Annotated in this window: 20 protein-coding genes; 9 read left to right on the forward strand and 11 right to left on the reverse strand. The window is 39.5% G+C overall.

Annotation, left to right across the window (positions count from 1 at the left end):
- The first annotated feature begins 113 nt into the window (after positions 1–113).
- Genes msrA through ABT310_RS13350 form a run of 3 tightly spaced genes read left to right on the forward strand, consistent with a single transcriptional unit; the run spans position 114 to position 1,600 of the window.
- The gene (gene msrA, locus ABT310_RS13340) at positions 114–677 is read left to right on the forward strand and encodes a peptide-methionine (S)-S-oxide reductase MsrA (RefSeq protein WP_375324383.1); all 564 of its coding nucleotides are present in this window, start codon (positions 114–116) and stop codon (positions 675–677) included.
- Positions 664–1,263, forward strand: a complete 600-nt coding sequence (gene folE, locus ABT310_RS13345) for a GTP cyclohydrolase I FolE (RefSeq protein ID WP_375324384.1) — start codon at positions 664–666, stop codon at positions 1,261–1,263. Before msrA ends, folE begins: the two co-directional genes overlap by 14 nt.
- A 40-nt stretch (positions 1,264–1,303) precedes the next feature.
- Positions 1,304–1,600: a hypothetical protein gene (locus ABT310_RS13350; protein WP_375324385.1), complete on the forward strand. Its 297-nt coding sequence runs from the start codon at positions 1,304–1,306 to the stop codon at positions 1,598–1,600.
- A 123-nt stretch (positions 1,601–1,723) separates the two neighbouring features.
- Here the strand turns inward: ABT310_RS13350 and ABT310_RS13355 are convergent, their stop codons facing one another.
- From ABT310_RS13355 to ABT310_RS13390, 8 genes are all read right to left on the reverse strand, one after another.
- Positions 1,724–3,988 carry a TonB-dependent receptor domain-containing protein gene (locus ABT310_RS13355; protein ID WP_375326190.1) on the reverse strand — a complete coding sequence of 755 codons (2,265 nt, stop codon included), beginning with the start codon at positions 3,986–3,988 and terminating at the stop codon, positions 1,724–1,726.
- A gap of 60 nt (positions 3,989–4,048) precedes the next feature.
- The gene (locus ABT310_RS13360; RefSeq protein ID WP_375324386.1) at positions 4,049–4,387 is read right to left on the reverse strand and encodes a hypothetical protein; all 339 of its coding nucleotides are present in this window, start codon (positions 4,385–4,387) and stop codon (positions 4,049–4,051) included.
- A gap of 54 nt (positions 4,388–4,441) precedes the next feature.
- Positions 4,442–4,957, reverse strand: coding sequence for a DUF6787 family protein (locus ABT310_RS13365; RefSeq protein ID WP_375324387.1), 516 nt, complete (start codon positions 4,955–4,957; stop codon positions 4,442–4,444).
- A gap of 33 nt (positions 4,958–4,990) precedes the next feature.
- Positions 4,991–5,449, reverse strand: coding sequence for a DUF6146 family protein (locus tag ABT310_RS13370; protein WP_375324388.1), 459 nt, complete (start codon positions 5,447–5,449; stop codon positions 4,991–4,993).
- Positions 5,450–5,517: 68 nt separating this feature from the next.
- Positions 5,518–6,159, reverse strand: a complete 642-nt coding sequence (locus ABT310_RS13375; RefSeq protein ID WP_375324389.1) for a DUF937 domain-containing protein — start codon at positions 6,157–6,159, stop codon at positions 5,518–5,520.
- Between the two features lie 76 nt (positions 6,160–6,235).
- Positions 6,236–7,189, reverse strand: coding sequence for a D-2-hydroxyacid dehydrogenase (locus tag ABT310_RS13380; RefSeq protein WP_375324390.1), 954 nt, complete (start codon positions 7,187–7,189; stop codon positions 6,236–6,238).
- Between the two features lie 5 nt (positions 7,190–7,194).
- On the reverse strand, positions 7,195–8,259 hold the full coding sequence (gene serC / locus ABT310_RS13385; protein ID WP_375324391.1) for a 3-phosphoserine/phosphohydroxythreonine transaminase: 1,065 nt from the start codon (positions 8,257–8,259) through the stop codon (positions 7,195–7,197).
- 71 nt (positions 8,260–8,330) lie between these two features.
- Positions 8,331–9,347: an acyl-CoA reductase gene (locus ABT310_RS13390; protein ID WP_375324392.1), complete on the reverse strand. Its 1,017-nt coding sequence runs from the start codon at positions 9,345–9,347 to the stop codon at positions 8,331–8,333.
- Positions 9,348–9,453: 106 nt separating this feature from the next.
- Between ABT310_RS13390 and ABT310_RS13395 the strand changes: the two genes are divergently transcribed.
- The 6 genes from ABT310_RS13395 to ABT310_RS13420 all read left to right on the forward strand — a co-directional run bounded on the left by ABT310_RS13395 (position 9,454) and on the right by ABT310_RS13420 (position 17,737).
- Positions 9,454–9,807, forward strand: a complete 354-nt coding sequence (locus tag ABT310_RS13395; protein WP_375324393.1) for a 4Fe-4S dicluster domain-containing protein — start codon at positions 9,454–9,456, stop codon at positions 9,805–9,807.
- A 235-nt stretch (positions 9,808–10,042) separates the two neighbouring features.
- Positions 10,043–11,137, forward strand: coding sequence for a redox-regulated ATPase YchF (gene ychF / locus ABT310_RS13400; RefSeq protein ID WP_375324394.1), 1,095 nt, complete (start codon positions 10,043–10,045; stop codon positions 11,135–11,137).
- Positions 11,138–11,204: 67 nt separating this feature from the next.
- Positions 11,205–12,101, forward strand: a complete 897-nt coding sequence (locus ABT310_RS13405) for a DMT family transporter (protein ID WP_375324395.1) — start codon at positions 11,205–11,207, stop codon at positions 12,099–12,101.
- A gap of 108 nt (positions 12,102–12,209) precedes the next feature.
- Positions 12,210–14,063 (forward strand): DNA topoisomerase IV subunit B, encoded by a 1,854-nt coding sequence (locus tag ABT310_RS13410; RefSeq protein ID WP_375324396.1) that lies wholly within the window; start codon positions 12,210–12,212, stop codon positions 14,061–14,063.
- 30 nt (positions 14,064–14,093) lie between these two features.
- Positions 14,094–16,721, forward strand: a complete 2,628-nt coding sequence (locus tag ABT310_RS13415; RefSeq protein WP_375324397.1) for a DNA gyrase/topoisomerase IV subunit A — start codon at positions 14,094–14,096, stop codon at positions 16,719–16,721.
- Positions 16,722–16,780: 59 nt separating this feature from the next.
- Positions 16,781–17,737 (forward strand): sterol desaturase family protein, encoded by a 957-nt coding sequence (locus ABT310_RS13420; RefSeq protein ID WP_375324398.1) that lies wholly within the window; start codon positions 16,781–16,783, stop codon positions 17,735–17,737.
- On the opposite strand, the gene ABT310_RS13425 is transcribed toward ABT310_RS13420, so the two are convergent.
- From ABT310_RS13425 to ABT310_RS13435, 3 genes are read right to left on the reverse strand one after another with little or no spacing between them, the layout of a single operon-like run.
- Positions 17,734–18,549, reverse strand: a complete 816-nt coding sequence (locus ABT310_RS13425; protein ID WP_375324399.1) for a TerC family protein — start codon at positions 18,547–18,549, stop codon at positions 17,734–17,736. The genes ABT310_RS13420 and ABT310_RS13425 overlap by 4 nt on opposite strands.
- A gap of 1 nt (position 18,550) precedes the next feature.
- Positions 18,551–18,928, reverse strand: a complete 378-nt coding sequence (locus tag ABT310_RS13430; RefSeq protein ID WP_375324400.1) for a DNA topoisomerase IV — start codon at positions 18,926–18,928, stop codon at positions 18,551–18,553.
- Between the two features lie 32 nt (positions 18,929–18,960).
- Positions 18,961–19,353 carry a helix-turn-helix domain-containing protein gene (locus ABT310_RS13435; protein ID WP_375324401.1) on the reverse strand — a complete coding sequence of 131 codons (393 nt, stop codon included), beginning with the start codon at positions 19,351–19,353 and terminating at the stop codon, positions 18,961–18,963.
- Positions 19,354–19,616: the final 263 nt, after the last annotated feature.

Below are 19,616 nucleotides of genomic sequence, written 5' to 3' on the forward strand. Positions count from 1 at the left end.
ATACTGTTGTATAGCAAAGATTGTATTTTCTGGAATTAAATTCGACTAAGCCCAATATAAATATTAGTTGTGAATCATTTTCTCAATCAAATATTGTTTAACTTTGAATAATAATGGATAAACAAAATAACAACAATTTAGAAACCGCAATCTTTGCAGGAGGTTGTTTTTGGTGTACCGAAGCCGTTTTTCAACGCTTGAACGGTGTTGCTGAAGTACTTTCTGGTTATACAGGTGGGAATATTAAAAATCCAGCCTATCGCGAAATATGTACAGGCCGAACTGGTCATGCAGAGGCAATAAAAATAACTTTTGATCCAAATAAAGTTTCCTATACAGAATTATTAGAGGTGTTTTTTGCCACTCACGATCCAACAACTTTAAATAGACAGGGCAATGATGTGGGTACGCAATACCGAAGTGAAATTTTTTACACCAACGAACAACAAATGCAACAGGCCGAGGAGTTTATTGCGCTGTTAGAAAAAGAAAACATCTTTGCGTCACCAATAGTGACTGCCATTTCCGAAGAAAAGCCATTTTATTTGGCAGAAGAGGAACATCAAAATTATTACAACGACCATAGGCAACAACCCTATTGCCAAGTTATTATAGATCCAAAAATCAAAAAGCTCAACACTTACTTTTCTAAAAAACTACAGCATGGCACCTTATAGAAACCTTGAGGAATACAATATTGAAATCACCAATGAGGTCAAGGAACATTTTGCCAATATTATGACCGATATTGGGGAGGATGTGGAACGCGAAGGTTTATTGAAAACTCCCGAGCGTGCGGCAAAAGCTATGCTTTTTCTAACCCAAGGCTATAAACAGGATGCCGAAGAAATTTTAAAGGGTGCCATGTTTGCAGAAAGTTACGACGATATGGTCATCATCAAGGATATTGAATTGTATTCCCTTTGCGAACACCATATGTTGCCATTCTTTGGAAAGGCCCACGTTGCCTATATTCCAAACGGACATATTGTAGGGTTGAGCAAGATTCCACGGGTGGTAGATGTTTTTGCAAGAAGATTACAGGTGCAGGAACGGTTGACACATGATATTTTGGAATGCATCAACAACACCTTAAAACCGAAAGGAGTTGCTGTTGTGATTGAAGCTGCGCACATGTGTATGATGATGCGTGGGGTACAAAAACAAAATTCTGTGACCACCACTTCAGGGTTTAGAGGGCAATTTGAAAAAATTGAAACCCGTAACGAATTTTTGAAGTTGATCAGTTCCGATTTATCCTAAGTGATTTTTCCAAGTCGGGGGGAATTCCTATTTTTCATTCATGGCAAAAGAAAAAGACCAAAAATACCGCAATCTATTATTGGGGTTATTGTTTGATGGTATTGGAATGATTTCCTTTATAATTCCTGGAATTGGGGAGTTTTCCGATGTAATCTGGGCCCCGGTAGCAGGGTGGCTCATGACCCGTTTGTACAAGGGCAGGGTAGGACAAGCAGCTGGTCTTATCACTTTTACGGAGGAACTTATTCCTGGTTTGGATTTTATTCCCACATTTACCCTAACATGGATTTACACCTATCTTTTGAGCAAGAAAAAAGGTCAACCTAAAAAAGATTGACCTTTAATTCCCTAATTGTCATTTCAAACATAGTGAGAAATCCCATTGCAAATTCATGATAAGAGATTCCTCTTCGCACTGCTCTGTCGGGAATGACAAACTCTTAAAAATGAGAAGTAAATCCTATAACGGAACACTCAAGCTAAAAGAGATATTTCTACCGATGTTGGAAATTCCATCCGCTTTTAATCGTGATAAGTGAGAAATATAATCCTTATCAAAAATGTTGTTTCCTGTAATGGAGTACCCTACTTTTTGATTGAAGATTTTCATATCACCACCCACACCGATATTAAATAAGTTATAGCGAGAGGTAGGTGTCTCAAAATCAGCAACCTTGTTTTGGTCAAAGTTGGTTTGAAGCGTTACAAATGCATAGCATTTATAATCTTGGTTCCTTTTTTTCCATTCCACCCTGAAGGTATTGGTCCATCGGTTGGCAGGAATCAAAGGTAAATTGGAATTATCATCCAATTCCCCATAAACAATATCATAGCTACTTTCCAAATGTAACCAGTCGATAGGGTGTGGGTGCAAGTGAAAACCAAATTCACCACCATACAAAATCGCATTTTGCTGTTGAAAATCGTAAACAGGATCCAACTCTCTAAATTCTCCTGTAGGTTCCAAATAAATGTAATCGTTCACAATATTGTAAAAGGTGTTGATGTAGGCTTCGAGATGTTTATTGCCATATTCCAAAGCCAAATCAATCTGGAAGTTTTGTTCGCTATCCAAATCCGGATTTCCGATTTCCACACGATTTGCTCCACTGTGCAATCCGTTGGAAGAGAGTTCCGATAGGTTAGGTGCCCTAAATCCTGTAGCCAAATTTAAGCGTCCCATAATATTTTGGGTCAAATCCATTCGGTAACCCAAAGCCGCATTAAAACTGTTGAAATTTCTATCCAACGCAGGGATATACTCCTCATCACCTTCTATTCCGCTTGCTTCGCCATTCAAAGACCTAATGTCGTAACGCAAACCCAATTGTAGGTCACTCTTATTGAAATGGATGTGTGATGTGGCCAACACGCCAAAATCGTTGGTGATGGCATCGGGAACCAATACTTCTTCCCCAAAATTCTCGTTTTTTTGGTGCATCCCCTGGATTCCGAAGATAGTGGTCATTTTTCCCCACTGAGGGTTAAATTGAATGTTGTAATTGAAAGTGCTCAAACGCATATCTAAGGCTGCGCCTTCTTCTTCTCCATGTTCTTCCTCTGCATGTTCCTCCTCTTCAGCGTGTTCTTCCTCACCTTCATGTTCTTCTTCGTGATGATGCTCCTCAAACTCCTTTCTATTATTCACTGTATATCCAAAAGTGGCCTCCAAACTCGATTTTTTGAAGAAGAAATTGTTTTTGGAACTGATTATGTGTGTAGAAAGTTCTTGAAAAGGCTCCAACGGTTCGCGATCGTTGTTTTGAACGCCAATTTCTTCTGGAATTCCAAGATCTGAAGCATTATAATTGTAGCGCAATTCTGTTTTGAACTTTGCCGCTTGGTAAGCCAAACCTGTTTTTAGGTCTGCTTCGTTAAATCGTGAATTGGTAACACTTGTTCCATCACCTGTTTCATAATCCGCATTGGATGCGTAGGCACCTCGAACCAAGAATTTTAGTTTTTCACCTGAAGTTTTAAACCCTGCATTGGCATTGTACCCCAATGTATTGGTAAAATACCTCATGTTTACATCACCAGAGGTTTCCCCAGAAGTTTCAAATTTCTCAGGATTTAAATAAAGTACACCTCCCAATGCATCGGAACCATACAATAAGGAAGCAGGTCCTTTGATTACTTCAACACTGGAAATTCCAGCATCATTAAGTCCCAAACCGTGTTCTCCACCATATTGCTGATTTTCTAAACGAATTCCTTGAGTGTACACCAAAACACGGTTAAAGCTCAGACCTCGGATCACGGGTTTTCCAATTCCAACACCAGTTGAAACAGAAGAAACCCCCGGGATGTTTGTGATTCCTTCGGAAAGTGTGATGCCGCCCTGCTGCTTGAGTTCTTCCATTGATTTTTGTTCCACTTTCATCACATTTTCGCGCTGTAATTTGTGGAATGGTGTGGAAAGAACCACTTCGTCCATTTCAATGGCTGAAGCCATCATTTGGTAATCGAAGTTATTTGTTCCAGTAGTAATCTCAAAAGTTGCCGAATAGGTTTCGTAACCGATATAGGAAATCACCAATTTATAGCTGCCCTCAGGCAAATTTTTTAAAGTATAGTGACCCGTTTCATCTGTAACAGCGCCATTTTCAAGTTGTGGAATGTATACGGATACCTGCTCTAATGGCTCACCGGTTTCTGCATCGGAAATGGTTCCAGAAATAGTATTTTGTGCAAATATGGATAGTGGAATCAATGCAAAAAGCATTGACATATAAAGTTGTTTCATTGTGAAAATTAATAGGGTTAAAAAAATAAAATCCAATAATTAAGAAACAACAGGGGGACCTCGTAAGGCGTGGTACGAAAATTTATGGGGTTTAAATGAAGTGACGTAAAAATCCGTTTGAAGTGCTACATATGGAACTTCAATGGAAACATTTTCAAAAACTGGGGAGAAAAGTACTTTGGAGGCTAGATTAAAATCATGAAAGTCACAATCCAAATCTCCATCGTGAATGTGCACCGTTCCTTGGGCAACACATTGCTTTTCTGAATTATGCTCATAAATGGCATGACCTAATTTTATAACTGAGGGAGCCAGTATCCCGATAGTCAAAATAAGGGATAGGAAAAAGGTGGTTTTTTTGTGGAGGATTGAGGTCATCTGCTGCAAATGTAACCAACCCATATGGAATTTGTGTGTTAAGGAAAACTTAAACTAAGGCACTAGAAAGCCCAAACCCATTCGTTTGAGCATTTTTTTCTCAAAAGCCCAGAAAAATTTAAACTGACCGAACAACCATCCGATGCATACCAATAAAATTTGATAAATAGGAAAAATCATCAAAATTCTGCAAGTCCAATAGATTGCTTTTGGTACATTTTCATCATCCAATCCTATCCAATGCACCAATGGACCTGCTAATTTTCCAGCAAGGCTTCCTGTTATGGCAAAAACAATAAAAATGGCAATCATTTCCCATTTTTGTTCCACCACCCATTTATTTTCCAGCTTTTTAAAACACCAGATAAAAAATTTGATGAGCCCATAGAAAATTGAAATACTCACAGTTCCCGTAAAAATCCACTCTGCAGCGGTATTGTTCATGCCGAAAGCATGAAGCAATTTACGAGCAATCATATATGCCGTTAAAAAAGTAAGAAAGGCTCCTAAAATTGGAAAAAGTAGTTGCCAGTTGTTTGAGATTTCCCAACGATCTTTAATTTTCTGCATGCGAACCAATTAATTGGGTGCAAAAATAGTACATTATATTCTAGGCAAAAAGGGCCCTAAGCGTTGATTGTATTTTCGTTGGAAATAGATAAAATAATTGTAGAGTTTGTAATTCACCTCATATCCATAATCTATGTTTGGATCGTAATTGATTTGCATTTCGTAAAGGTTAGGATTGAATCGGATAGGATCCAACACTCTTTGGTTCCAGTTGATGACCAATACCGCATTTCTGTTTTCCAAATACGATTGTGAATAATAGCCCTCTGGACGAGCAATGGAATTTAACCAAGTATAAAATCCAGGTTCTATAATGATAATTTCATATTCGGTTTCCTCATCTGATATTTCGACGGGTTCTTCGTTGTCAGATTTAAACAATTCTTTTTCATCCTCTGAAATGTCAACAACCTCTTTTTGCGAAGAACACGAAGCCAATAACAGCATCAAAACCAATAAAAATCCAAAAGGCGCTAAAAGTTTCTTTTTCATGAATATAAGTTACAAAAAAAGCCATTCGGATATCCGAATGGCTTTGTTAAACTATGTTTAATAAAATGCTATTTTCCGAAAAGACCACCAAGCATGCCGCCTAGACCACTGCTTTTCTGTCCGCTGCTATTTAAAACCATACCGGCCAAATCATCTATCACACTGCCGTCACCATCACTATCCAAAAATGATTCAACCAAGGATTGTTGTTTGGCAGCAGCTTTATCTCCGCCCATTAGCCCACCTAAAAGTCCATTTAGACCGTCTGGAGTACTTACGGATTGTTGTTTTGTTTGTTTTCCTAAATATCCCAAAAGAATTGGGGCAGCAATTTTTAGGATTTGAGAAATTGTTCCCGTATCAATTCCTGATTTACTGCTCAATGCATTTTCTACCTGCGGTTGTTTGGCTCCAAGGATATGGCCTAGAATGCCAGCACCATCATCCATGACATTTTGGTCGACACCCCCTCCGAACAAACCTCCAAGGTCGTCCAAAATTCCACCATCATGTTTTGAAGAAAGGGCATCCATCAAACCTTGTGCGCCACCCGGAGTAGTAGTGTTTTTTTTCATGGCACCCATTAACAAAGGCATGGCCATGCTCAGTACATCAGCTGTTTTGCTTTCGTCTTGTCCGGTTTGGCCAGCTACGCCACTCACCAGCTGTTGCCCCATCGGGCTATTCAATAAATCTAATAATCCTGACATCTTAATACAGTTAAGGTTAGAGGGTGAAGGTACAAAAAAGTGGCATCTAAAACGGTTAAATCACCTTGTTAAAAAGCTATTTTAGCAATTTGATAACCTTGTTTGCCAATTCAATTCCGATTCGTTCTTGGGCTTGTATTGTTGAAGCACCAATGTGTGGCGACAAGGATATTTTTGGGTTCATCAAAATTTGAATTTCTGGCGTAGGTTCGGATTCGAACACGTCCAATCCAGCAAAAGCGAGATGGTCGGAATCCAAAGCTTCAACCAAAGCCACCTCGTCCAAAACACCACCACGGGATGTGTTGATAACTCCTGCGCCATTTTTCATCAATTCAAACTCTTTTTTGCCAAGCACATAGGAATCTTGGGCAGGCACATGAATCGAAACAAAATCAGCTTCTTTTAAAACCGTTTCAAAATCTGAAGCTTTCAGTCCAAATCTTATGGATTGTCCATCAAAAAAGGGAACTTCTAAGGTGATATCAGTAACATGATGGTCTGTAAAAATAACTTTCATTCCCAAAGCGTAGGCCATCTTAGCCACAGCTTGACCAATGCGACCAAATCCGATAATCCCAAGTGTTTTTCCTCGAAGTTCAATGCCTCCTTTATAGCTTTTTTTTAGTGCTTTAAATTGACTATCGCCATCCAAGGGCATATTTCGATTCGCATCATGCAAAAAACGAGCTGCACCGAAAAGATGTGCAAAAACCAGTTCGGCCACAGAATCCACTGAAGCTTCGGGCGTGTTAAAAACATGAATACCTTTGGATTGTGCATAACCCACGTCAATATTGTCCATTCCAACACCGCCACGGCCAATCAGTTTAAGATTTGGGCAAGCGTCTATGATTTCTTTGGAAACTTCGGTAGCACTGCGCACCAAAAGTCCCTCAATGTTGTTTTTGTTGATGTAATTAGTAAGCTGTTCTTGTGCAACACGGGTATTTTTAACTTCGAAACCAGCTTTTTCAAGGAATTCTTTGCCCGTTTGGGCCAAGCCATCGTTGGCTAAAATTTTCGTCATTAAGTTTATCCTTTCTTTTCCAATTCGCTCATAATATCCACCAATACACCAACACTTTCCAAAGGAAGTGCGTTGTACATTGAGGCTCTATACCCACCCACGGAACGGTGACCGTTGATTCCGCTAATTCCAGCTTCTTTGCACATGGCATCAAAAACATCTTTTAGTTCATCATCGGTAATGTTGAATGTGGCATTCATGATGGAACGGTCTTCTTTGGCGGCAAATCCAGAGAAAACGGGATTAAGTTCGATTTCAGAATAAATAAGATTGGCTTTACGCTCATTGATTTCCTCGATAGCCGCGATACCCCCCAAATCTTTTAGCCATTGCATGGTCAGCATAGAAACGTACACCGCAAAAACAGGAGGGGTGTTGAACATACTATCCTTACTCACGTGCACTGAATAATCAAGCATGGAAGGAATCTTACGGGTGATTTTTCCCATAATATCTTCCTTCACCACCACCAAAGTAGCTCCAGCTGGTCCCATATTTTTTTGAGCACCTGCATAGATCAAATCAAACTTGGAAAAATCCAGTTGTCTTGAGAAAATATCGGAACTCATATCGCAGACCAAAGGTACATTCGTTTCTGGAAATTCCTTGATTTGAGTACCATAAATGGTATTGTTGGAGGTAAGGTGCAAATAATCCAAATCAGAAGGAATGTTGTATCCTTTTGGGATATATTTAAAATTATCTTCTTGGGAAGAGGCAACTTCCACAACTTCACCGAACATACGGGCCTCTTTTATTGCCTTTTGACTCCAAGTTCCAGTATTTACATAACCTGCTTTTTTATCCAATAAATTATAAGCGGTCATTAAAAATTGCATACTGGCACCTCCTTGTAGGAAAATAGCTTGATATCCTTTACCCTCCAACCCTAAAAGCTCTAAAGCTAGTGAACGCGCCTTTTCCATAATGGCCACAAACTCTTTGCTACGGTGAGAGATTTCTATAAGTGAAAGTCCAATGCCATCGAGTTCCACGACAGCTTCGGAGGCCTTTTGTAATACCTCCTTAGGTAAAATACAAGGTCCAGCGCTAAAATTGTGCATTTTCATAGTGATGATTTGAAGGGTAAAGGTCGAAAAATTTCTTGGATGAAAAAACGATTCTTGGGCAATGCATTTATTTAAAGTTGAAGCAGAAATTCTAGGGTATCCACTCCGTCTGCGTAGTCGTTTAATTTTGGTTTTTGGGTTTCTCCGAAAGGCACATCCCCTTTAGCGGAAACTACACATTGAATTTGGTCGTCCAATGCTTTTAGTTGATTTCTTAAATCTGATTCATTTTCATAATAGGTGTAGAACAAAGCAGAAATAGGAGAGGAGAGGCTTTCATCTTCCTTTAGCACCAAAAAACCGTTGTCCAAAATTTTGAACTCGCTCATCAAATACACCGCCTTGTTGTAATCATAATTGTTGGCGTATTTGTTTTCGTTGATAATATCCTTGAATTCGAAAATAGCATTGAAGAACGGTTCAAAATCATAATCCTTGGGCACAAAAATCTTGGATACGTTTCGGCATCCCAATCCGTAATAACGGAAAATATCTTCACCCAAGGCCTGAAGTTCTTCTTTGGTTTCTTTTCCAGTTAAAATGGCCACCGAGTTTCTATTTTTACGGATGATATTGGGTTTCTTCCCAAAATAATATTCAAAATAGCGACTGGTGTTGTTGCTTCCTGTGGCGATGACGGCATCAAAATCCTCCATTTTTCCTTCTACAAAGGCGATGTAATCTTTTAAAGAAGGTTCTTGATCTATTAAAACTTTGGTTAGAAAAGGAAGCAATATTTTATCGTTCGAAGATAATTTGGCCAACACCTTATTTCCCGATAGCAAAACACAAATAAAATCGTGAAAACCGACTAAAGGAATGTTTCCAGCCATTACAATTCCGATGGTTTTAGGGGCTTCTAAAGGTTGAATGTCATATTTGGACAACCATTCGGTAAGGTTTTCTTCAGTTAAAGCATCCCCCCATTGTTGCAATGAAAACATAATATTTTCCCTTGTAAACCAGCCATTATGTTGTTCTGCGCTATAAATGGCTTGCAGCAATCCATCATCCGGATTTCCATCGTTGGAGTAATAATTTTCACAAAATTCTGTTAGATAATTTCCGAGTTTAACAAAAGCTGCCATGGTTTGCATATGCGACCTTATTATATTTGTACACTAATTTAGTAGGGTTTATTTTTGTCAAAAGTAAGCATGCTGGAAAGAATCAGCTTAAAAGGAAAAGAAAAATATGGCAATAATTATAACAGATGAGTGCATAAACTGCGGTGCTTGCGAGCCAGAGTGCCCAAACACAGCAATTTATGAAGGTGCGGATGATTGGAGATACAGTGATGGTACTTCGTTGACCGGCAATGTTGTTTTGCCCAACGGTAAAGATGTAAATGCCGATGAGGCCCAAGAGCCTGTTAGCGATGAACTATATTATATTGTTCCAGACAAGTGTACAGAGTGTAAAGGATTCCATGAGGAGCCACAATGTGCTGCGGTATGTCCTGTAGATTGTTGTGTGCCCGATGAGGATCACGAAGAAACAGAAGATGAACTTTTGGGCAAACAGAAGTTTATGCACCCTGATGGATAGGGAATAAAAAACAATTAATTTAGCCCCGAATTTAAGTTCGGGGTTTTTTTATGCAAAAAGAAGAAAAAGAATATAGGGGTATTTGGAAGCAGATAGGATGTATACTGTCTCTAGTGGCTATTTTTGGCATGATTGGACTAATGATAATGGGTCTTTACTTATTGATTCAAGGGTATTAGCACCGAGTACCAAAACTTCAACTTATATTTGCACCCTCAAAACACAAATTTATTAGATGAAAGCTGGTATTGTAGGATTGCCGAACGTAGGAAAATCAACATTGTTCAACTGTTTGTCCAATGCAAAGGCACAAAGTGCCAACTTCCCTTTTTGTACCATTGAGCCCAATATTGGTGTGGTAAACGTGCCTGACACCCGTTTGGAAAAACTGGAAGAATTGGTGAATCCTGAAAGAGTGATTCCTGCTACCGTAGAAATTGTGGATATTGCTGGTTTGGTAAAAGGAGCTAGTAAAGGCGAGGGCCTTGGAAACCAGTTTTTGGGGAATATTCGTGAAACCGATGCTATTCTGCACGTATTGCGTTGTTTTGATAATGATAATGTGGTGCACGTGGATGGTTCTGTAGACCCAATTCGAGACAAGGAAACAATTGATATGGAGCTGCAGTTGAAAGATTTGGAAAGCGTGGATAAAAAGCTGGACAAAGTGAAGCGTGCTGCCAAAACCGGAAACAAAGAAGCCCAAAAAGAAGAAGCAGTATTGACCAAACTTAAAAATGGTTTGGAAGCTGGGACTTCAGTTCGTGCCATAGAGCTTTCTGAAGATGAGCGTATTGAGTTCGTAAAACCCATGCAATTGATTACGGATAAACCGGTAATGTATGTTTGTAATGTAGATGAAGGTGCAGCCGTAGAGGGAAATGCATATGTAGAAAAGGTGAAGGAAACCGTTGCGAACGAAAATGCCGAAGTGATCTTTTTGGCAGTGGGTACCGAAGCGGATATCACCGAATTGGAAACCTACGAGGAGCGTCAGATGTTCTTGGAAGACCTTGGTCTTTCCGAGCCAGGTTCAGCCAAATTGATTCGCGGTGCCTATAAACTATTGGATTTGGAAACGTATTTCACAGCAGGAGTTAAAGAGGTTCGTGCTTGGACCATTCCTGTTGGAGCCACAGCACCTCAAGCAGCAGGGGTTATCCATACCGATTTTGAAAAAGGATTCATCCGTGCCGAAGTGATTTCTTATAACGATTACATTCAATACGGTAGCGAAGCCAAAGTAAAAGAGGCTGGCCGTATGCGTGTTGAGGGCAAGGAATATATAGTGAAAGACGGTGATGTTATGCACTTTAGGTTCAATGTATAAGGGTTGAACATTGTAATTCCCAAACAATTACTTTTTTAGAATTACGGACAGGAAGTAGCTTTATTCCATGTCCAACAAAAGCTTAGGAATATTTTACGGCATCTTGGGAGTGGTTTTATTCTCCTCAAAAGCCGTGATGGTAAAATTGGCGTATCAATACCAAGTGAATACGTTGGATTTATTATTGTTCCGAATGCTTTTTTCGCTTCCTTTTTACATCATCATTCTCTTTTTGATTCGTAAAAAGCGTCCCACTGTTAAAATTCAGGCTAAAGATTATGCATGGTTGTTCGCCTTTGGATTTATTGGTTATTATTTGGCCAGTTATTTCGATTTTTTAGGACTGAACTACATCAAAGCAGGGCTGGAGCGGATTATTCTATTTGTGTACCCTACCATTGTGGTGTTCCTGTCCTGGATTATTTTCAAACAAAAGATTTCTAGGGTTCAATTTATAGCAATTCTAATCACCTATTTTGGCGTGCTTATTACATTTTGGGATGAATTGGATGTTGCTGGAAATCAAGTGATATGGGGTGGGTTTTTAGTATTGCTAAGCGCCATCACTTATGCTTCCTATTTGGTGGGTAGTGGGTGGTTGATTCCCAAATTTGGGGTGCTTCGGTTTACCTGCTACGCCATGATTGTTTCTACTGTTTGCATCGTTTTACATTATGTGATAGATGGAAATTGGGAATTCATGGATTATCCTTGGCCTGTTTATGCCTACGGATTTGCCATGGCGATAATCGCTACACTCATTCCGTCTTTTTTGGTGTCAGCGGCGATAGAACGGCTTGGAGCTTCCAATTTTTCCATTTTGGGAAGTTTAGGTCCTATTTCCACCATCTTGTTGGCATTCGTCTTTTTGGATGAAAAATTGACCCTTTGGCAATTATTGGGAATGGCTGTTGTGATTTTTGGGGTGACGTATCTTTCCATCAACAGAAAAAAACAATACTGAGTATCACTAATATTAACAATAAATCCGCGCTATTGTTGATTACTTTCTGCTCTCAAAACTTTTATATTTCCCCCTAAATTTTATATTGCATGGATTAACCCAAAACTTATGGCAGATACCCAATATACTGAAGATAATATTCGATCGTTGGATTGGAAGGAGCATATCCGTATGCGACCCGGAATGTATATTGGAAAATTGGGTGATGGCTCTTCCGCCGATGATGGTATTTACATCCTGCTAAAGGAAGTTCTGGATAATGCCATTGATGAGTTTGTGATGGGAGCCGGGAAGACCATCGAAATCAATATCAAGGAAAATACGGTTCATGTTCGTGATTTCGGTCGAGGAATTCCTTTAGGAAAAGTAGTGGACGTAGTTTCCAAAATGAATACGGGTGGTAAGTACGATACCCGCGCCTTTAAAAAGTCTGTAGGTTTGAATGGGGTAGGTACCAAGGCCGTGAATGCCCTTTCCACCTATTTTCGTGTGGAATCTAACCGGGACGGGCAATCCAAAACCGCTGAATTTGAAACAGGAAACCTTACCAATGAGGAGCTTTTGGAAGAATCTTCCAGAAGACGAGGCACCAAGGTGACTTTCACGCCGGACGAATCCATTTTTAAAAAATACAAGTATCGCAATGAGTATGTGGAACGCATGCTCAAAAACTATGTCTACCTAAATCCAGGTTTGACCATTGTTTTTAATGGTGAGAAATTCCATTCTGAAAATGGATTAAAGGACTTATTGGAAGACAATAATAACGAAGAGGATTTTCTTTATCCTATCATTCACCTAAAAGGGGATGATATAGAGGTCGCCATGACCCATAGCAAAACCCAATACAGTGAAGAGTATCACTCTTTTGTAAACGGACAACATACCACACAGGGAGGTACACACCAAGCAGCTTTTCGTGAAGCCGTGGTAAAAACCATTCGCGATTTTTACGGAAAAAATTATGACGCTTCCGATGTGCGGAAGTCCATCATATCTGCTATTTCCATTAAAGTAATGGAACCTGTTTTTGAAAGTCAGACCAAAACTAAATTAGGTTCCACCGATATGGGCGGTAACTTGCCAACGGTTCGAACCTACATCAACGATTTTGTTGGAAAGTATCTGGATAATTACTTGCATAAAAATCCTCAAACTGCCGAGGCCCTGCAGCGCAAAATTGTTCAGGCGGAAAAAGAGCGTAAAGAACTTTCCGGAATTCGAAAGTTAGCCAGAGAACGTGCCAAGAAAGCAAGCTTGCACAATAAAAAACTTCGTGATTGTCGTGTGCACTTGCAGGACATGAAAAAAGACCGAAGATTGGAAACAACTCTATTTATCACAGAGGGAGATTCAGCGTCGGGGTCCATCACTAAATCCAGGGATGTAAACACCCAAGCAGTATTCAGTCTTCGGGGTAAGCCCTTGAACTCGTATGGCATGTCCAAAAAGATTGTGTACGAAAATGAAGAATTTAACCTGTTGCAGGCAGCCCTCAATATTGAGGATTCCATGGAGGATTTGCGGTACAACAATATCGTTATCGCAACGGATGCCGATGTTGATGGGATGCACATTCGATTATTGCTGATCACATTCTTTTTGCAATTTTTCCCAGAACTGATAAAGGAAAACCATTTATATATTCTTCAAACCCCATTATTTAGGGTGCGCAATAAAAAGGAGACCATTTATTGTTATAGTGAAGAAGAAAAAAGAAATGCCATAGAAAAACTCACTGGTAAACCTGAAATTACCCGATTTAAGGGATTGGGTGAAATTTCTCCCGATGAGTTCAAGCATTTTATAGGTGATGATATCCGTTTGGAGCCTGTAATGTTGGATAAAGCCATGAGCATTGATAATCTGTTGCAGTTTTATATGGGTAAAAATACTCCGGACAGACAAGAATTCATCATAAACAACCTTAAAGTAGAACTCGACCTAGTCGAAGAAAACTAACTATAAACCAAACTAATGCCTCCCTTCTAAATGGAAGAGAACGAAGAACTGAACGATGAAGGTTTAGAAAACCATGAAGAGCCCCAAGACAGTCTGGTAAAGGTTACCGGAATGTATAAGGATTGGTTTTTGGATTACGCATCCTACGTAATATTGGAACGTGCCGTTCCTGCGATTGAGGATGGGTTTAAGCCCGTGCAACGTAGGATTATGCATTCTTTGAAGGAGTTGGACGATGGTCGTTACAACAAAGTAGCCAATGTAGTAGGGCATACCATGCAATACCACCCACATGGCGATGCGAGTATTGCCGATGCCATGGTGCAGCTGGGGCAAAAAGATTTATTGATTGATACCCAAGGAAACTGGGGGAACATTCTAACAGGTGATGGAGCCGCAGCGTCTCGATATATTGAGGCGCGACTTTCAAAATTCGCCCTCGAAGTAGTTTATAGTCCAAAGATTACCGAGTGGCAACTATCTTATGATGGAAGAAAGAAGGAGCCGGTCAACCTTCCTGTAAAGTTTCCATTATTGTTGGCGCAAGGCGCCGAAGGTATTGCTGTGGGACTTTCCACAAAAATACTACCGCACAATTTCAATGAATTGATTGATGCCTCCATCAAACATTTAAAGGGTAAGCGTTTTACGCTATATCCCGATTTTCCAACAGCAGGAATCATCGATGTGAGCAATTACAACGATGGATTACGAGGTGGTAAAATTAGGGTAAGGGCCAAAATTTCAACCTTGGACAAAAACACCTTGGTCATCAACGAAATACCGTATGGGACCAATACCTCCTCTTTAATTGACTCCATCTTAAAGGCTAACGATAAGGGGAAAATCAAAATAAAAAAGATTGAGGACAACACCGCGGCAGAGGTAGAAATATTAGTGCATTTACCCAATGGAATTTCTCCGGACAAAACCATTGACGCGCTCTATGCCTTCACCGCCTGCGAATCCTCTATTTCGCCGTTAGGCTGTGTTATTGAAGATAACAAACCCCTATTTATTGGGGTAACAGAAATGCTGGAGCGCTCTACGGACAATACCGTTGAGTTACTTAAAGCGGAGCTTCAAATACAGCTCGATGAGTTAGAAGAGCAATGGCACTTCTCCTCATTGGAACGAATTTTTATTGAGAACAGGATTTATCGCGATATCGAAGAAGAGGAAACATGGGAAGGGGTAATTTCCGCCATTGATAAAGGTTTAAAACCTTACATTGGCCACCTTAAAAGAGCTGTGACCAAAGACGATATTGTTCGCTTGACCGAAATCCGAATCAAGCGTATTTCCAAGTTCGATTTGGAAAAGGCGCAACAATTGATTGATAGCCTGGAAGATAAAATCGCACAGACCAAGCATCACCTGGAGCATTTGGTGGATTTTGCCATTGACTATTTCAAGGAACTTAAAAAGAAATACGGCAGTGGACGCGAACGCAAATCCGAGATTAAAGTATTTGATGATATCGAGGCCACTAAAGTGGTTATCCGCAACACCAAACTTTATGTAAATCGCGAAGAAGGCTTTATTGGAACTTCTTTGAAGCGAGACGAATATGTTACGGACTGTAGCGATATCGATGACATAATTGTCTTTACCCAAAAAGGGGAAATGATGGTCACCAAAGTGGACTCAAAGGTTTTTGTTGGCAAAAACATTATCCATGTGGCCGTCTTCAAGAAAAAAGACAAGCGCACCACATACAATATGGTGTATAAGATGATGAAGGGCGGCCCCAGTTACATCAAACGATTCAACGTCACCAGCATCACACGCGACAAAATCTATCAACTAACGGGAGATAAAACCTCTGCCGAAGTACTTTATTTCTCAGCTAACCCGAATGGGGAAGCCGAAGTGATCACTATTTTGCTACGCCAATCAGGAAGCATCAAGAAACTGAAATGGGATCTGGATTTCTCGGATGTACTTATAAAAGGAAGAGCCTCTAAAGGAAATTTGGTTACTAAATATGCCATTAAACGCGTGGAACTCAAGGAAAAAGGCGTTTCCACCCTCAAGCCCAGAAAAATTTGGTTTGATGATGTGGTAAGTCGTTTAAATGTTGATGGGCGAGGAGAGTTGCTGGGTGAGTTTAAGGGGGATGACCTCCTCTTGGTAATTGAACAAAAAGGCATTGTAAAAACCATTGTTCCAGATTTGCTGACCCGTTTTAATGACGACATGATCGTATTGGAGAAATGGAATCCCAACAAACCAATCTCCGTTGTACATTTTGATGGAGAAAAGGAACGCTATTATCTCAAGAGATTTTTAGTGGAAAACCCGAGTAAGGAAGAAGTGGTGATTTCCGAAAGCGCTAAATCCTATATGGAATTGGTTTCTACCGATTGGCGACCACAATTGGAAATTGAGTTTGTAAAACCGCGAGGCAAGGAAGCCAAGCCCAATCTAGAAGTGGATGTGGAGGAATTTATCGCTGTAAAAGGCATAAAAGCCCTGGGGAACCAGCTGACACCTGAAAAAGTGAAAAATATTAACTTATTGGACCCGCTACCTTATGAAGAGCCCAAAGAACAACAAACAGAGGACATCGAGGTGGTTGACGAAGAGCAAATAGAAAATTCAAATAAAGATATAGGAACAAAGAATGACGGTAATGACCAAACTGCTTTGTTTTAAATCTTTTTCTACCTATTTTGCCCTGTCACATAATTAAAGCAGACGATTAACTATTCTATATGGATTTTACAAACCCGCTGGTATATGGTGTACCAGTTTTTATTGCTTTCATTTTACTTGAATTAACCTACAGCAAAACCCACGACCATGACCAACTTTACAATTGGAAAGATTTGGCTGCCAGTGGATTTATGGGGATTGGTTCTGCCATTTTAGGACCACTATTTAAAGTCGCGTTTGCCATTGCCCTTTTTGAAGGGACTTATGAAATTTTCAACCCGGAAGTAGGTGGGGTTAGAACCAACATAATGGGTTATGAATCCTTTGGTTATGCATGGTATGTTTGGATTATTTGCCAATTGGCCGATGATTTTACCTATTACTGGTTCCATAGGGCCAATCACGAGGTGCGAATTTTATGGGCGGCACATATTGTGCACCATTCTTCCGATAATTTTAATTTGGGAACAGCCATTCGCAACGGTTGGTTCACCATTCTATACAAACCCTTTTTTTACATTTGGTTGCCCGCCATCGGCTTTCCACCAGAAATGGTTTTGGTTTGTTTGGGAATTGAAGCCCTGTGGCAATTTCAATTACATACCGTTTACGTTCCAAAACTTGGATTTATTGAAAAATTCATGAACACGCACACCATGCACCAAGTGCATCATGCCCAAAACGTGGAGTATTTGGATAAAAACCACGGCGGATTCTTGAATATTTTTGACAAGATGTTCGGTACATGGAAAGAATTGGACGATGATATCGATGTAAAATATGGCGTAATCCATGCCCCTGAATCCTATAATCCTGTAGTGATTCTCACACACGAGTTTAAAGATATTTGGAAGGACACCAAGAAAGTTAAAAGTTTAAAGCACAAGTTGATGTACATTTTTGGACCTCCGGGCTGGAGTCATGATGGTAGCACTTTGACCGTGAAACAGCAGCAACGCTTGTTCAAAAAACATAAAGAGGCAAATCCACAGCTCGCATATCAACGACCGAACTAATGCTCTTCTAGCTTTTCTTTTTTTGAAGAATTATTCTTTTGAATTCTTAGGTTAAGAAATTCTACCATTAGCGAAAAAGCAATGGCGAAGTATAAATACCCTTTGGGTATGGAACCAACTTCGTTATCAAAAATCACTAAATGGGATAGGTGAGCCGATTCAGCTATCAACATAAACCCAATCAGAATTAAAAATGAGAGCCCCAGCACTTGTATGGAGGGGTAGTTATTCACAAATTCTCCAACTGGATTTGCGAACAACATCATAATCAACACCGAGATAACAACAGCGGTAATCATCAACATCAAAGCATCATTTGGGTTTGATGAGATTCCGTTGGTCATTCCAATAGCCGTCAAAATAGAATCAAAGGAAAATACAATATTGATTACGGTAATTTGAACAATGGCATTCATCAAAGATGAAGACCTCGATTTGGTCACTTCGCGCTCATCATGACCACGGTCTTCTATTTTTTCATGGATCTCGTGGGTGCTTTTATACAGTAGAAAAAGTCCGCCAGCAAACAAAATAACGGCTTGCCAACTAATTCCACCTGTAACCCATGACTCATCCAGCACCAAAAAAGGCTTTTTCATTTTAGTGAGCCAGGTAATTCCGAAAAGCAAAACAATTCGCATTACCATGGCAAACAACAATCCAACATTGGTTGCCTTTCGCCTATTTCCCTCCTCCAATTTTCCAGCGGCAATTGAAATGAATATAATATTGTCGATTCCCAGTACAATTTCCAAAAAAGTAAGGGTCAACAAAGCCATCCAGGCATCAGGGCTTGCAAAAATATCGAACATGTTAGTCTATTTTATGTGCAGTTCCTTTAAATTTTCTTGTATCTCCGATTACATTATACTCAAAAGTATAGGATGATTCAGTAGTGGTCAGAATTTTTATGTGGATTGATTTTTCTTCTTCTTTGTTTTTTGGATGGATGTTTTTGAGCACATACTCACAATCGTTTATCCATCGGATGGTCGATGAATCTATTTTCCCTTCAAACTCATCAACTTCCAAATCTTCATATCTAGAAAAAATCGTTTTCTTCTCTTCACCATCAATAGTGGTGGTAAATGAAAATTTTCCGGTTTTAAAATCTGTACAATTACGTTGTGGTGGTTGGCCGCAGGACCAAAACAGCAAAATCATCACCGCCAAAAAAAGGTTTCTAATCATACCTGCAAAGTAACGGAAAGAACACGAAAGGGTCAATCGTTTTTAGGGTCGAATGTTGTAAAAGTACCGTTGGAATAAAACCAAACAATTTTAACGGGAACTTCATTGGTTTGGGGAGCAGTTCTAGTTTTGGTGATTTTCTTTTCTGGTTCCAGGGTGGTTTCAGGAAACTGTATTGATGTTTCAAGATGTGGAGGTGTAGGATTCCCATTTGACAAAAAATCGCCTTCGCCTTTTAATAGCCAATATAAATTCACTTCAGGGTAGGAGTCCGCAAGTTTCATCACAAAATCCAAACTGGGTTTATTTCTACCATTTAAAAGATGGGACATGCTGGAGCGTTGCACACCAATCTCATCAGCAAAGGCAGAAACAGATAATCCGTAGTGCTCAATCACTTGCTTGACCCTGTCAATAATATCCATGTTTACAAATGTAAAATACAGTTTTTAAAGATATAGATATAAGATGTATTAGCCGTATTAAAATTCAAAATATATAATTAATATTTAAAGTATTAATTTATTATATATAATATAAAGTACTGATATAGTGATATAAAAATAGATTAAATCGCTAGTGAGTTACAATTGTGAAGAATCTCCTGAAAAACACAAAACAAAGATTTACATAAGTAAATATTTGAATATTAGGGCCTGTTACAATTGTAAACTTATGCTTGATTACT

Source organism: Flagellimonas cixiensis, from assembly GCF_042134615.1.
In the GTDB taxonomy this organism is placed as follows: domain Bacteria; phylum Bacteroidota; class Bacteroidia; order Flavobacteriales; family Flavobacteriaceae; genus Flagellimonas; species Flagellimonas cixiensis.